Source organism: Paenibacillus sp. CMM36, from assembly GCF_053570945.1.
The window spans coordinates 170,775-186,091 of the sequence record NZ_JBSEDY010000006.1 but is presented as its reverse complement, the minus strand read 5'-3'; the positions used below and the strand labels follow the sequence as shown (position 1 = coordinate 186,091).

Here is a 15,317-nt window from a genome sequence, read left to right as displayed (position 1 = left end):
TCACAATAAAGGAGAATAAATTATGCCTGTAATTACAATTGAAGCAGCTAAATTAACTAAAGAGCAAAAAAGAAAGTTAGTAAAAGACCTTACTACATCAGCTTCAACTATCATGAATATACCTAAACAAGCATTCTTTGTGTTCGTAAGGGAAAATGAACTAGATAATATAGGTGTTGCAGGACGGATTTTAGCAGACAAAGCTGTAAATAGTCCACTGAAAAATGAGGAGTAAAATAGTTAACTTGGTAATACCGGATTAGAAGTACATCGTCTTTGTCATGGCTGTTTGAGCTTTGGTGAGCAGGTCGTGATTCCCATCAATGAGTACTAAATAAAGAACACAGTTGCCCAATTATTAAACTAGCTCTTGAACTTGGTATCCATTTAAATAATTGATAGAAAAAAAATTCTTGGATGGAGAAAATTTAAAATGAAAATACTCATTCTTGTTTTTCACCCTGATTTAACTGCTTCCCGTGTTCATCGTCGCTTAACGGAAGAAATGGAGAAGCAAGCTGGTGTTACAATTCATCGTGTTTATGAGGCATACCCGAATGAGAAGATCGATGTCGCTGCCGAGCAGAGGCTATTGGAGCAGCATGATCGCATCGTTTTGCAATTCCCTTTCTACTGGTACAGTACGCCTTCATTGTTGAAAAAATGGGAGGATGTAGTCCTAACTCATGGCTGGGCATTTGGAAGCAAAGGGGACAAGCTGCACGGAAAAGAGCTGCTGATTGCCGTTTCTACCGGCGCTGCTAAAGAAAACTATTTACCAGACGGTAATTTTAAATACACCGTTTCCGAGCTGCTGCGACCTCTTCAGGCAACCAGTAACTTGATTGGAACACGCTATTTGACACCATATATCTTGTATGGTGTAATGCAACACCTGTCAGATGAGGAGCTAGAGCAAAGTGCCAAGGATTATGTGGCTTATGCGCTGAATCCTAAACTTGTCTAGAAGAATGGTGATGCTAAGCCTGTTGGCTTCATCATAGAGACGGGAATTGGAGGTTACCGCGTCGCAATTATCGTCATTCTTTCAGTGGGTCTTATTCATCCACAAAAAAAACAAGCAGGAGGCACAGTTATGAATCGAATTGAAAAGAGTGAAGAAACATTTAAACAGCTATTTGGTAATGGAATGCCGGGAGCATACGCTACTGATCCTGATTTTCAGGACATCCTGAGCCGTTTTATTTTTGGGGAAGTTTTTTATCAAGGGAAGTTGGACGATAAACAACGTGAGCTTATCACTCTGGTGGTGCTTGTAACGAATCAAACGTTACCTCAGCTCAAGGCGCATGCTCATGCTGCACTGAACGTTGGACTAACTCCGGTAGAAATTAAAGAGGCCATTTACCATTGTGCCCCTTATTTAGGATTCCCTAAAACGCTAAATGCCATCGCGGAGATTAATGAGGTTTTCCAATCCAGAAATATCGAGTTACCTCTCGAAAGTCAAAAGCAGGTTGAAGAAGAGAATCGGTTAGACAAAGGCCTTGCAGTGCAGGTAGAAATCTTTGGCGATATCATTGAAAAGAACAGGAAGAATGTCCCATACAATCAAAAGCATATACAGGACTATCTTTCTGCCTTCTGTTTTGGTGACTTCTATACTCGTGGAGGCCTTGATCTGAAAACACGGGAGTTGCTGACCCTCTGTATTGTGAGTAGTCTCGGCGGTTGTGAAAGTCAAGTCAAGGCACATGTGCAAGGCAACCTGAATGTAGGCAATGACAAGGATATGATGATCACGGCCATCACTCATTGCCTTCCTTATATGGGTTTTCCGAGAACATTAAATGCTTTGAGTTGTGTGAATGAAATCATTCCAGAATAGAAAGAGAAATTAAGCGAAAAAATAGATTTTTTTTATAGATGAAAGTGTACCTAAAATTAAGAAAGGATGTTTATCTAAAATGTCAAATATTCAAGAAAAAGTAGTTATTATTACAGGAGCGTCCAGCGGTATTGGAGAAGCAGCTGCAAAAGAACTGGCATCCAAAGGAGCAAAATTGGTTCTTGCCGCTCGCCGCGAAGACCGGTTAAAGAAATTACAAGATGAAATTGAACAAAGCGGCGGACAAGCTATATATAAAGTGACGGATGTAAGTTCGCACCAACAAATGGAGGATCTTGCTGCATATGCGCTTAACGAGTTTGGAAAAATTGATGTTTTAGTCAATAATGCTGGAATCATGCCGCAGGCTTTTCTTGCTTTGAAAAAGGTTGATGAATGGGACCGAATGATCGATGTCAATATCAAAGGGGTTTTGTACGCAATCGGAGCAGTCCTTCCATCTATGAGAGAACGGAAATCAGGTCATATTATTAACCTTTCATCCGTAGCTGGACACAACATCTACCCAGGCGGAACAGTTTATTGTGGTACCAAACATGCCGTAAGAGCAATCTCTGAAGGCTTGCGTCAAGAAGAAGCGATGAGTGGTACAAATATTCGTGTGACCAATATTTCGCCGGGGGCTGTGACCAGCGAACTGCTGGAGACGACAACCGATCCGGCAATGAAAGCGGGCTTGGATGATTTTTACAAGATAGCAATCGATGCAGACAGCATTGCACGTGCCGTTGCCTTTGCCATCGAACAACCATCGGATGTGGGCATTAATGAGATGATCATTCGACCAACAGCTCAAGTTGGATAACGTTAAAAATATAAGAAAGTAGAGATGAAAAATGAAGAACGAGCACTTAAGCCATAGCACACTCTTCCCATTGGGGCAAAAAGTCGAAAAAAACTTTATCGGAGACGCATACTTACAAATGGTGTTTACCGATCCAGCACCACTCAATACAGCAATCGGGAATGTAACCTTTGCTCCCGGTGCCCGTAATAACTGGCACTCTCATCATACCGGGCAAGTGTTGTTAGTTACTGGCGGTGAGGGGTGGTATCAAGAAGATGAAAAGCCAGCTCAATTACTTAAAACAGGCGATGTGGTGAACATTCCACAGAACGTAAAACATTGGCATGGGGCTACAAAGGATAGCTGGTTTGTTCACTTAGCTCTTACACCAGGACAAACAGATTGGTTAGAACCCGTACTGGATGAAGAATATATTAAGCTATAGTAAATGGATTAACACATATAAACGGCAGCCGTTAATGCCGCCGTTTATATAGAAGCTTCTAATAAATCTGGAACCCGCTGTTGCTATTCTGCGAATTATGGGGTCATGGAATATTTGAAGCTAGCACTGAGCGATTGGAGACAGTATTATGCAAACGATCGATCAACAAATGCTTACCGGAGAACGAGCACTTTTCAAGAGAAAGAACCTCATGGTCACTAATTCCATTTTTGCAGATGGCGAGTCTCCCCTGAAGGAAAGCAACGATATTACTATCGATAATAGCATTTTTAAATGGAAATATCCCTTGTGGTATTGCAATAATATTCGTGTTGATCGTAGCACTTTCCTTGAAATGGCCCGATCGGGAATATGGTATACAGACCAAATTGTCATCAGTGACAGCGTAATAGAGGCGCCAAAGACATTTCGGCGTTCGAGCGGAATCCGACTGACGTATGTCGATCTGCCCAACGCGCAAGAAACCTTATGGAATTGCGAAGATATTCACTTGCATCATGTGACCGCAAAAGGTGATTACTTTGGAATGAATAGTGCAAATATCAATATCGACAATTTCACATTAGCGGGGAACTACGCATTCGACGGAGCTAAGGATATGGAGATTCGCAATGCGAAGATTATTTCAAAGGACGCCTTCTGGAATTGCGAGAATGTCACCGTCTATGATTCATTGATCATCGGAGAATATTTAGGCTGGAATTCGAAAAACATCTCCTTTATCAACTGTACTATCGAAAGCAATCATGGAATGTGCTACATGGACCGTCTCGTAATCGAGAACGGAACGATTCTGAATACCGACTTGGCATTCGAATATTCAACCATTGATGTGGAAACCAAGACCTCAATTGATAGCGTGAAAAATCCAATCTCAGGGAAAATCAAAGCAAAGGATATCGGCGAAATCATCATCAATGACGAAGAAATCAACGCTGCCTACACCCGATATGAGCTGGATATAGCAGGTGATCGATTTGTCCTTTAATTTTGATGAAATGACGAACCGTTTGGCCACTAACTCTTATAAATGGGATGTTGAACCAGAAGAGCTGCCGATGTGGGTGGCGGATATGGATTTTGAGACTTCGCCTGCTGTAGTCGATGCTCTGCAAAAGAGATTAGACCATCATATTTATGGATATACCTCGATACCAGATACTTATTATAATGCGGTTGCCCATTGGTGGGAAAAGAGACATCAATATCAGATCCAAAAAGAATGGATTATGTTTTGCACGGGGGTAGTGCCGGCAATATCATCTATCGTACGCAAAATGACCAAAGCCGGTGACAAAGTGCTAGTGCTTGCGCCTGTCTATAACATTTTCTACAACTCCATAAAGAACAATCAACGAGAAGTTCTCGTAAGTGAGTTGATTTACAAAGACAATGGATATTCGATCGAATTTGACGATGTGGAGAAAAAGCTAGCCGATTCTGACACAACGCTTATGATTTTCTGCAATCCGCATAACCCCATAGGCAAAGTGTGGGACAAACAAATTCTTGAGAAACTCGGCACGCTCTGCGTCAAGCATCAGGTCCTTATCCTTTCCGATGAAATTCACTGCGATTTAACACACCCAGGCCACCCATACATTCCTTTCGCTTCAATATCGGAAGAGATCGCCCAAAATTGCATCACCTGTGTGGCGCCGACGAAAACTTTCAATCTTGCGGGAATTCAAACTTCAAGTATTATCGTGCCGAATTCGAAGATTCGTAAACTTGTACACCGTGGCATTAACACCGATGAAGTGGCCGAACCTAACTTTTTTGCGATTGAAGCAGCAATCTCTGCCTTTACGGAAGGCGAACCCTGGCTGCAAGCCTTATTGGAATATCTCATGGCGAACAAGCAATATCTCGAACATTATTTGGCTAGTAAACTTTCGCAGCTCCAAATTATCCATTCGGAAGCGACTTATTTGGCTTGGATCGATTGCCGGAACATAACTTCTAATGTAAGTCAACTGTGTAAATTCATAAGGAAAGAAACGGGGCTGTATGTCACGGAGGGCGCCATTTATGGCGGCAATGGATACGATTTCATTCGATTGAACTACGCCTGCCCTAAAAAACGACTAGTTGATGGATTGCAGCGCTTGAAGATTGGGATTCAGGCATATCAAAGAGTGAATGATTGATTCAATAATGGTTACCGGACACTCCTCCACGAAATGAATGGGAATTTGGGATAAAGTTGCACGATCACTTAATGAAGTTGACGCCGATTTTGTCGTGTTCACAAAAGTGGAGCCACTGTCCACGGCCGACTGTGCATTGAGAGGGCAAAGCGTCGCGTGAGGAACAATACAATCTAATTCTGGCATTGGGGGCGGATTATCTGGATGCCGCCAATGCCAGCGAACTCGTAACTGTTTCGAAAATCTCTTTCTTGGGGTTACCTTTCTAACTAGAGTCTTACCGCTGCCGGTTTGCAGTCCCAAAGCGATATCATAATGGTTTCCTATAACTTTTTTATAATTTTGTTTCTTATGGTGTTGATCCCAGGGATACAAGGGGAGCCCACTTATGAATGTCATTGCAGCAAAAGCTGTGGCACTTGGAGAAGCACTACAACCAGATTTTGTGACCTATATAGAAAGAGTTCTTGACAATGCCAAGGTATTTGCAGAATCGCTGATTATATGGAGCGAGTATTTGGACTATTATTATTTGATGTGCAGCAAGCGATGAATACATATTTTAGAATCTCATGTATTGGGACAGGTTGCCTGAGTTTGAGGAAATGGAACTTGCCAAGTACATTGGATCAGCTATCAAAGCCGGGAAGAAAAACGACTATTCGGCTATTTTAATTATTGGTCAGCGCAGGAAGACAACGCAGATGTACGTGATCGATGGCAATATCTATAAACTGCTGCCGGATGATTTGTTCCAAGTCGCAATTGATAAGTTAAAGCCTTATCTTTAGATAAGCCGGACTTTGAAGTCCCAGATAGTTTATGTGGGGTTGTTCAATTGAGTCAGTCTGTGAAAAGTTTATAATTTTGTGATCGTAGTTCGTTGTTTTGAGGGTCAGGCAGTTTAGACTACGGATTGATAATGAACTGCAAGAGATAATATTGATTTCAAGCATAAGAGTTATATCATAAAATACCAACTTCAATGTAAACTTGAACCTGAAACCCTGTCATAATAATCTGAGTACTGGCGCATTCTGGGGATTTTTGTTTTAAGGGAGGAATTAAATTGTTAAATGATAATGAAAGAAAAGGAATATTTAAAGCCATTTTTGAAGGGAGAGATATTCGATCATTTAATGGAAAACCCATATCCAAAGATAAGTTAAACAACATATTAATGGCTGGTCATCATGCACCTTCCGTTGGTTTTATGCAACCTTGGGATTTTATTGTAATTGACTCTCAAGAAGTTAAAGAACGATTGGCGTATGCATGTCATAAAGAAATACAGGCCTTGTCCATACACTATGAAGATGAAAAAAAGACAAGATTTCTCTCGTTAAAATTAGAGGGTATAAGGGAAGCACCTATAACGATCTGTATTACATGTGATCCAACTAGAGGTGGGGGACATGTAATTGGGCGAAATTCTATTCCTGAAACAGATATTCTATCCGTCGCCTGTTGTATCCAAAATATGTGGTTGGCGTCTTATGCAGAAGGAATAGCTATGGGATGGGTGAGTTTTTACAAGAAAACAGACGTACGGGAAATACTAAATATTCCACCACATATTGATCCTATTGCTTTGGTTTCATTAGGTTATACGGATTTTTATCCTACAAAACCAATCCTAGAGCAAGTGAATTGGGAGAGACGTCGTAATCTAAATAATCTAATATACCATAATTCTTGGAAATGATTGAAATATAAGTTAATTTGCCTTTTTGGATATGATGCTCACAGAAACGATTGTTTCATAAGCATCATTAAGCAAGGACAAATGAAAAAGATAAATTTATTCGAGATTACAAAATTATGCGAACTTTGAGTTACTTATTGCAGATTAGAGAATCCAGATATATCCCAGAAAAAAATGAAAGCTTTTTGTTTATTGCAGCTCCCATAGGTCGTAAAGGAAAAAGCCGACGTTTAACTCAGCGATCCATTGAAAAACTAATTGAAAAGTATGCTTCAGCTTTTGGAAAACCAGCATTAATCGTGCATTCTCTAAGACATTCATTTGCAACGCGTTACCACTTAGAGAGCAATGATGTGCCTAGATTGAAGAACCAATTAGGACATTCCTCAATACAAACAATCATGATCTATACACATTTAACAGATGAAGAAATGTGAAATGCGGTTAATAATATGGATAAGTAATGTAGGGCTCGTCAAATAAGTGACACAAAGTTTCCTACTTAGTTTGATAATAAAAAAATCACCTCATTCGCTTGGAGAAAAAAACTAAGTTACTCAAAATTCCGATTAAACTGCTTAAGTAGGGAACTTTGTGTCAATGTACAAATGTACAACAACGCCGCTAAAGCCAAGCTGTTATACGGTTTTCTTTATACATGTTCACAAAACCCGTATTTTGTACATATGTAAATATAGATAATGTAGACTTCTGTTGTACATTGACACAAAGTTACCTACTAAAATTACTCTTTATTCATTGGTGCAGGAATTAAAATGTCATGATATGTACGCATATATTTCCTTCCAGAACCGTTCACCAACACATTTAATTATGTCCAATCGGTTTTTAACCTATTCCTATACCAAACGTTCAACCTTACTTGTTTCTGAAGCAATGGTGGATTCTGAATAACATGCCTCAATCGCCAAATGATGTGGCTGATCAATTATGGGAGCTGTTAAAAAGGAATCAAGTCATAAATTAAAACGTAAGAATTAAGCCTCTATTGCCTCCTCCCGCGAAAAAACGGCACCAAAACGGTGTCGTTTTCATTTCAAAACTTGAATCAGCGATGATGCAACAATCTGAATCATGGATTACTAGATTTCACACTTAAAAGTAACGAATTTCTTTGTATTGTGCATTACAAAAATTGACATTCTACATGAAAATAAGTAGTATAATTAGAAACATTTATGCTATAAAAGTGCCTTTCTCATCCCTCTCTTTTTAAATTCCTGATCCTACCTAATTTTAAGGAGTGAAATGCTATGTACGCACGAACGCTAAAAGCGAATACAAGGTATGTAGTCAGCAACTATTGCAAATGGATTGCAGTTGGTATGATTTTAACTTTCACGGGATGCCCGCTTGCATCCGCCGCTCCTTCACCCTCATCCTCTAGTAAAACTAGTGACCCCGCCTCCTCTCTAGTCACATTTCAATTGCAAGAGGCTACGATTGCTCAAATGCAGGAAGCGATGAAGTCAGGAGCACTGTCAAGTGTCGAGCTCACCGCCCTGTACCTTAACCGGGTATATGCCTATGATTCTAGTGGCATTCGACTGAATTCCATCCCTGTTCTGAACCCCGACGTACTAAAAGAAGCTGCTCAGGCTGATCAACTTAGGGCGCAAGGTATTAAAACCGGGCCTCTGCAAGGCATCCCCTACACGGTTAAAGACAGTTACAAGGTTAAGGGACTTACTGTCGCTTCTGGATCTCCAGCTTTCAAAAACCTGATGTCAAAGGACGATGCCTTTACAGTAGAGAAGATACGTAAATCCGGTGGGGTGCTCATTGGTAAAACCAACATGCCGCCAATGGCAGCAGGGGGAATGCAAAGAGGTGTTTATGGCCGTGCTGAAAGTCCGTACAATCCAAATTATTTGGCTGCAGCCTGGTACTCCGGCTCCTCTAACGGATCTGGTGTATCAACAGCCGCCAACTTCGCTGCCTTCGGCATGGGGGAAGAAACGGTATCCTCTGGAAGATCACCAGCATCGAACAATGGTTTAATTGCCTACACGCCATCGCGAGGCCTAATCTCCATTCGGGGGAATTGGCCTCTCTTCCCTATACGGGATGTCGTTGTCCCACATACGAGGACTGTCGAGGACATGCTCCGCTTGCTTGACGTGATCGTTGTAGAAGATAAGATTACCAAGGGTGATTTCTGGCGAGAACAGAAAGCCGTTCGGCTCCCTTCCGTCAACAGTGTCCGTCCCAAATCCTATTTAGAACTACGAGATATTCAAGCTTTGCAAGGCAAACGCATTGGCGTTCCGAAAATCTATATCGGTAAGGACCATGAAACCTCAACTCCGATCAAATTCAGACCTTCGATACAGGCATTATGGGAAAAAGCTGTAAAGGATTTAACTGCTCTTGGAACTGAGGTTGTGGAAGTTGACTTCCCCTTGCAGGCCAACAGCGAGAAGGACCGGGCAACAGCGAAAACACCTGAAGAACGTGGTTTAATGCCGGCAAAGTGGGCTGAAAAGGAATTCGGGCTGCTTAATCCCTATGCAGCTGAGGAATTCCTTAAAAGTGTGGACGATCCGAATTTCCCGTCATGGGCTAATATAGACCCTGCAACCGTCTTCCCGAATCCACCCGGTTCGGTAGATGCCAAACGTGGCAGAGACCTTGGCCACTATGACATATTTATTGAAACCATAAAGAAAGGCGTCACCCCTTACGAACAAATTCCTCAGTTTCAAGAAGGACTACGGGGGCTTGAAAATGTACGAAAGATTGATTTTGAAAATTGGATGAAGCAAAACAACCTTGATTTTATTGTATTCCCGGCAAATTCGAATATCGGTAAAGCTGACTCCGATGTGAATGAAACATCCTATGAGGAGGCTTGGGAGAATGGCAACTATTTCTCCAATACGAATTTTATTCTACGCGAGTACGGGATCCCAAGTGTGTCTGTGAGTATGGGCGCTATGAAGGATACCGGAATGCCCGTTAATCTGACAATGGCAGGTGCCGCATACAGCGATAACGACCTGCTTCGTTACGCTTATTCCTATGAGCAGGCTACCAAAAACCGTCCTATTGCAGCACGCACGCCAGCTCTTGAGGATGAAACGTTTTCCTATAACCCGCAAACTTCTCTCCCACCCTCTAAACGCAAGGAAACAGGAACCCCTGAACTTAAGTTGAATGCTTCAATCACGGATGATGTTCTCGCTTTGGAAGGTTCAGTCACAGATCAAAGCGATATCGCACAGCTTAAAGTTTATGTCAATGGCATTCGTGTCGTTATTACAGAAGATAAAACCAATTGGTCAGCAACGCTTCCAACTACTAAATATAAACAGGATGGTGCCTCCCAGGGCGATACGCTGCATATTCTCGTGCTGGCTAAAGATATTTACGGAAATACCTCTGCTCAAGTCAAGTCTGTCACTTTACCCCAATAACGTAGGACATCATAGAAATCACTTTTGGATTTTGTTGAATAAAAACACTTCGGTGTGTCTTCCTCTGCATGTACGCATAAATTAGATGATCATAAATAATCACACAGCAGCACAAGAGATTTAGATCGGATCAGCTATGTATAAATCATTGTGTTGATCGCAGCAAGGGAACCATTGATAACTCCTAAAGGTTCCTGATTATTGTTACACATTAAATAATGTGTTTTTTCGATCATCAAATAAATAAGTTCTTAAATTATTCCCCCCAAAAATTAAAATCAGTTGATATTTTTGGGGGGTACTTTGTGTCATGGATAAAAGGACGACAGGATAATCGCCCTTTTATCCATGACAGGTTGCATTTAATACCGTCCATTATGACAGAGGCTATTACTTAGCGTATTCAGCCATTACAATATTTCGATATACCCTTCGGTTCCATGCACGCGAATTCGTTGCCCATCTTTTATCAGTTTGGTCGCATTCTCCACTCCGACAACGGCTGGCAAGCCATATTCACGTGCGATAACGGCTCCATGGGTCATCAGTCCACCCACCTCCGTAACCAAGCCTTTTATGGATAAAAACAATGGAGTCCAGCTAGGATCGGTAAAGGCGGTGACTAGTATATCGCCATCTTCCAGATCAGCCCCTTCTATATTCAGGATCACACGTGCCCGCCCCTCTACAATACCCGAAGAAACAGCGAGGCCTACAATAGCTTCGGCAGGGATATTTTCTCGTTTGTACTGACCCGTAATGATTTCGCCATCAGACGTGATAACACGTGGCGGAGTTAGTTTTTCATATAATCTGTACTCATCTTTTCGTTTGTCGATGACCTGGTAATCCAGTTTATTTGTGCGTATGGTTTCCTGCAATTCTTCAAAAGCGAGATAGTAAATATCTTCTTTTTCATGAAGAACGTTGGCTTGTACGAGTCGTTCCGCTTCCTTTAGTAAAGCCTGTTTATAAATAAAATAGCGACTAACAATGTCGTATTTCGGATATTCACGATAACCGATGAAGTTCCGGATCAGGTCGATCATTTGTTTTGTCTCTTCGGCTTTTTGTTCACCACCCGGTAATTGTTTCAATCGGGCTAATAAGTCCTGTTCTTTGTTCAAAGCTTCCTGTCGCCCTTGCTCAAACTTTCGTTTACTGGCGCCAGGATCAAGGTTTTTGATGTTACTGAGGATCATAGGTACCAGTGTACTTGGTTTTTCACTCCAGCGTGTTCTTGTAATATCGATCTCCCCGGCACATCGCATTCCATATTTGTCGAGATAAACAGCAATAGCATCACGCACCTGCTGCCCACCTTCGAATTGAACCAGTTCATCCAAAAAGTTATCATCCTTTACCTGTTGTAAATACTCAATTATTTCCGGATAGGGACGAATCACATCTGCAACATCCAGTAGCTCCATACCCATTTCCGAAGTGACGTTGTTAGGTACAGATAGGGAAAGTGTGTCTGCTACGTTTTTTTCACCTAACCATTCATTCATTTTTTCATTGATCCATGCTGAAGCATGCATGGCGGCCATAATCACATTCAAATTTTTCAGTTCTGACGCTCGCTGCCTCCGTTGCTGCATATCTTCCAGGATACAATCAAATACATCCAATCCTGATTTCGTTTGGATATTATGTTTTAATGCTGATAACGATGTCTCACTACTCTTAATCAAAACAGCAACAATTTCCGGGTCGTTTCCTGCTTCTTCCAGAATATCCGCAGACGACATACCCTTATGGCTTTTAACGGGCCCCGGTTCGCTTGTGTCATATGGGTCCGATTTTATAAAATCTCCCCGCTCTATGATGGTAATAAGCGCGTCTTTTATGAGCGGATCGGAGTGCCCTAGAACATCCAATAAATTTTGCCTGCCAGTCGGTGAAGCCAGGCCCATCGTGATATCCACAAACAGCCTTCCGCCACCAGTTCTAAACATGGGCGTGGCACCTGTTAATATCCAAACAGATATCCCCAGTGGTTTAATAGGATCAGTCATCATTTGCTGATGGCCGACAGATACATACACGTGATTCTCCTGGTCATTTGCTTCAGGAATGGGATATAAAGTGGTGATCGGCCGGCTCTGGACAATATAAAATGTATCATCAGCCAAACACCATTCGATGTCTTGGGGGCAGCCGAAGTGTTCTTCGATCTGTCTTCCAATTCGTGCCAGTTGTAAAATTTGTTGTTCCGTAAGGGTTTGAGTCCTTTGCTGATCGAGATCAATTTGCTGAGTCTCTGTTCCGCCTTCTCTTCGCCCATAGATAGCCAATTTTTTGGTTGCTATCCTCTTATCGACGATTTCCCCTTCCTGTACTTGATAACAATCGGCAGAGACTAAGCCAGAGACCAGTGCTTCTCCAAGTCCGAAACTGGCATCGATAGAGAGCAGCTTTCGGTTGCAAGTGATGGGATCAGCGGTAAATAAAATCCCTGAAGCCTGTGGGAACACCATTCTTTGAACGATAACAGATAAATAAACTTGGCTGTGATCAAATCCATTCTGCATTCGGTAAATTACCGCGCGTTCCGTAAATAAAGAAGCCCAACATTTGCGGATATGCTCCAAGATGGATTCTTTGCCGATAATATTTAAATAAGTGTCTTGTTGACCAGCAAAAGAAGCATGTGGCAAATCCTCAGCGGTCGCACTAGAACGCACGGCATAAGCATATTCATCGCCAAACTGGGAGAGATAGTGAGCAACTGCTTTCACAACATCGGAAGGAATGGCTACTTCCATAATGGCCTGTCGAATCTTCTTGCTGATTTCATAAATTTGTTCTCGATCTTCTACTTTAAGCGTAGTTAGCCGATCCAACAAAGCATGAATCATTTCGTTTTGTTCGATGGCTTTTTGATATCCCACTGTTGTAACACAAAACCCTTCTGGCACTTGTATTCCTTCCATTTTGGTTAATGCCCCTAAGTGTAGCCCTTTTCCACCAACAAGCAAAAGCTGAGTGTTATCCATTTCTTGAAAATCGAGAACCAGTGAATTCATTCAACATCTCTCCTAACCATTAAATTGAGAAAAAAACATTTGACAAGAGTTTAGCGGCATGGTAAGATTTAATTGTAAGATGTGTTATTTATGTCTACTACATCTTTATAAAAGATAATCTGATTATATCATCGTGTCTGTTTTATATGCAATATAAAAGAACCTGATAAAACTATCCAGGTTCTTTTTTGATTTCCGCTATCACTTCTTAAAATAAAAAAAGCCGCGATTTCGCAGCAATGAATGGGATGAAATTCTTATTACCCGACAGGTGCTGCATGACATAGAATATTATCTCATTCCAAGTCGATCTACCTTACAACACCTGCTTTGCTCGATCAAACAAATTCCGATAGAAAACCTGTCCACGAGTAGACTTCTTCGAATTGTTGGATACGCTTCAAAATACGTTTGTTCTAGCTTTGCAAAAGCCGGTACAGCAGCGCCTCTCCCTTATTCTCAAACGTTCGCTGTGTTTCCAGAAATTCAGGCACCTCTATCAGCCGAGAGGGTCTGTACCCGGGGCCACCACAGCCGCAGGAGTGGTAAGTGTATCCTTGTTGATATAGTAGCTCTACCTTTTTCCACTGTTTGATATCCGTTTGCTTCGGGGCCTGAAAATCATGACCCATGTCATGCATGGATGCCTGGCATTGCGGACAGACATGGACAATCCGTTCATATTCATCCTTCGGCATTTCAAACCGTGATGTCTGCTTATATACTTTCCTGCAGGTAAAGCAGGCAAAGATATCTTTATATGGGCCGCATATTGCATATCTACACATACGGTTACCCCCTTTATAATCTAGAATTGGTCTGGCATTTTTCACTTAAATCATAGAAATATTTCAGTATTTTTTCAATTGACATGTATACAAGTCTGAAAACTCCTGTGAGAATTCCTCCAGTTTGGCCACCGCCTGACGGTAAATAACAATACTCACGAGCAAAAACGGAATGACAAAGGCCAGCTCGTTTCCGCCCATAAATTTTGCTGCAGTCTCGCATTTCTTACTCGCTCTTTCACCGATATATCCAACTCGTAGAACAGCCTCCATGACTCCCCCACTTCCTCAATATTCATACAAGTTAATTTAAGCTAGCCGCCTTATTTCTTGATATAATCAGCGAACTTCCGAAGAAAATCGAGCGAATGGATATCCTCTCTAAGATGATGATGAACCAGATCATCCATTTTGGTTGTTTCCTTATTCAGCATGTATTCAAGCATAGCTTGGTGCTCATGCCAGATGCCCATCAGCTTCCCTGTTTCCAGCATATGCAGCTTGCGATATCTGATATAGTGAACATTTGACTGCTGAATGAGCTGCCAAAGAAACTCCCGCCCCACCAATTGGAACATGGTTTGGTGGAACTGATCATCCAAACTGAGAAATTGATCCGTCGCATGATCTTCTTCGATCACAGCTCTCTGTCTGTCCAGAATATCGCTCAGCTCCTGCACATCGCTTAATGTAATTTGCGAAGAAAGCTCCTTCATAATCTCCTTTTCCAATGCGCTTCTTAAGTAAATAATTTGCTCAACGGACTCCAGATCAATATAGGACACAATGTTCCCCTTCTTGGGATAAATATCAATGTAGGACTCGAGCGCAAGCCACTTTAATACATCGCGTAGCGGAGTTCTGGACAGCTGGAAGCGTTCTGACAAAGTCGTCTCACTCAGTAGAGTACCCGGCTTTAAAGTCAGTGACAAAATATCATTTTTCAAAAGCTGCTTGATTTCTTCTTTCGTCAACATTTCATTCCTACCTTCACTTTATAAATCTAGAACTATTATAAAGCATTTTGAGGTGATAAATCCCTTTATAATTATCATTGACAAGAACAAACCCTATAATTTATGATC

General features: G+C 41.6%; 13 protein-coding genes and 2 pseudogenes. 11 read left to right on the top strand and 4 right to left on the bottom strand.

Going from position 1 to position 15,317, the window contains the following annotated elements; all coding sequences use genetic code 11:
• The first annotated feature begins 22 nt into the window (after window positions 1–22).
• The 11 genes and pseudogenes from dmpI to ACWA2B_RS14620 all read left to right on the top strand — a co-directional run bounded on the left by dmpI (window position 23) and on the right by ACWA2B_RS14620 (window position 10,415).
• Window positions 23–235, top strand: coding sequence for a 4-oxalocrotonate tautomerase DmpI (gene dmpI, locus ACWA2B_RS14670; RefSeq protein ID WP_449292332.1), 213 nt, complete (start codon window positions 23–25; stop codon window positions 233–235).
• Window positions 236–433: 198 nt separating this feature from the next.
• Entirely contained in the window at window positions 434–967 is a 534-nt protein-coding gene (locus tag ACWA2B_RS14665) for an NAD(P)H-dependent oxidoreductase (protein ID WP_069011864.1), read from the top strand.
• Between the two features lie 129 nt (window positions 968–1,096).
• The gene (locus tag ACWA2B_RS14660) at window positions 1,097–1,849 is read left to right on the top strand and encodes a carboxymuconolactone decarboxylase family protein (protein ID WP_069011862.1); all 753 of its coding nucleotides are present in this window, start codon (window positions 1,097–1,099) and stop codon (window positions 1,847–1,849) included.
• A 79-nt stretch (window positions 1,850–1,928) separates the two neighbouring features.
• Window positions 1,929–2,675 carry an SDR family oxidoreductase gene (locus tag ACWA2B_RS14655; protein WP_069011860.1) on the top strand — a complete coding sequence of 249 codons (747 nt, stop codon included), beginning with the start codon at window positions 1,929–1,931 and terminating at the stop codon, window positions 2,673–2,675.
• 31 nt (window positions 2,676–2,706) lie between these two features.
• Window positions 2,707–3,102, top strand: coding sequence for a cupin domain-containing protein (locus tag ACWA2B_RS14650; protein ID WP_069011858.1), 396 nt, complete (start codon window positions 2,707–2,709; stop codon window positions 3,100–3,102).
• A gap of 148 nt (window positions 3,103–3,250) precedes the next feature.
• Window positions 3,251–4,111, top strand: coding sequence for a DUF3737 family protein (locus ACWA2B_RS14645; protein ID WP_449292331.1), 861 nt, complete (start codon window positions 3,251–3,253; stop codon window positions 4,109–4,111).
• Between the two features lie 10 nt (window positions 4,112–4,121).
• On the top strand, window positions 4,122–5,273 hold the full coding sequence (locus tag ACWA2B_RS14640; RefSeq protein ID WP_340885527.1) for a MalY/PatB family protein: 1,152 nt from the start codon (window positions 4,122–4,124) through the stop codon (window positions 5,271–5,273).
• 367 nt (window positions 5,274–5,640) lie between these two features.
• Window positions 5,641–6,058, top strand: a pseudogene (locus ACWA2B_RS14635) (hypothetical protein); the annotation flags it as partial.
• Between the two features lie 284 nt (window positions 6,059–6,342).
• Window positions 6,343–6,978: a 5,6-dimethylbenzimidazole synthase gene (gene bluB, locus ACWA2B_RS14630; protein WP_449292330.1), complete on the top strand. Its 636-nt coding sequence runs from the start codon at window positions 6,343–6,345 to the stop codon at window positions 6,976–6,978.
• Window positions 6,979–7,112: 134 nt separating this feature from the next.
• Window positions 7,113–7,415 (top strand): annotated as a pseudogene (locus ACWA2B_RS14625) (tyrosine-type recombinase/integrase); the annotation flags it as partial.
• An 837-nt stretch (window positions 7,416–8,252) separates the two neighbouring features.
• The gene (locus ACWA2B_RS14620; RefSeq protein ID WP_069011849.1) at window positions 8,253–10,415 is read left to right on the top strand and encodes an amidase; all 2,163 of its coding nucleotides are present in this window, start codon (window positions 8,253–8,255) and stop codon (window positions 10,413–10,415) included.
• A 410-nt stretch (window positions 10,416–10,825) separates the two neighbouring features.
• Here ACWA2B_RS14620 and ppsA read toward each other — a convergent pair whose 3' ends face one another.
• From ppsA to ACWA2B_RS14600, 4 genes are all read right to left on the bottom strand, one after another.
• Complete coding sequence (gene ppsA / locus ACWA2B_RS14615) at window positions 10,826–13,444, bottom strand: phosphoenolpyruvate synthase (protein WP_039273092.1); 2,619 nt, start codon at window positions 13,442–13,444, stop codon at window positions 10,826–10,828.
• Between the two features lie 416 nt (window positions 13,445–13,860).
• Complete coding sequence (locus ACWA2B_RS14610; RefSeq protein ID WP_029515195.1) at window positions 13,861–14,232, bottom strand: hypothetical protein; 372 nt, start codon at window positions 14,230–14,232, stop codon at window positions 13,861–13,863.
• Between the two features lie 63 nt (window positions 14,233–14,295).
• Window positions 14,296–14,505, bottom strand: coding sequence for a hypothetical protein (locus tag ACWA2B_RS14605; RefSeq protein WP_029515189.1), 210 nt, complete (start codon window positions 14,503–14,505; stop codon window positions 14,296–14,298).
• A gap of 50 nt (window positions 14,506–14,555) precedes the next feature.
• On the bottom strand, window positions 14,556–15,209 hold the full coding sequence (locus ACWA2B_RS14600) for a GntR family transcriptional regulator (RefSeq protein ID WP_029515188.1): 654 nt from the start codon (window positions 15,207–15,209) through the stop codon (window positions 14,556–14,558).
• Window positions 15,210–15,317: the final 108 nt, after the last annotated feature.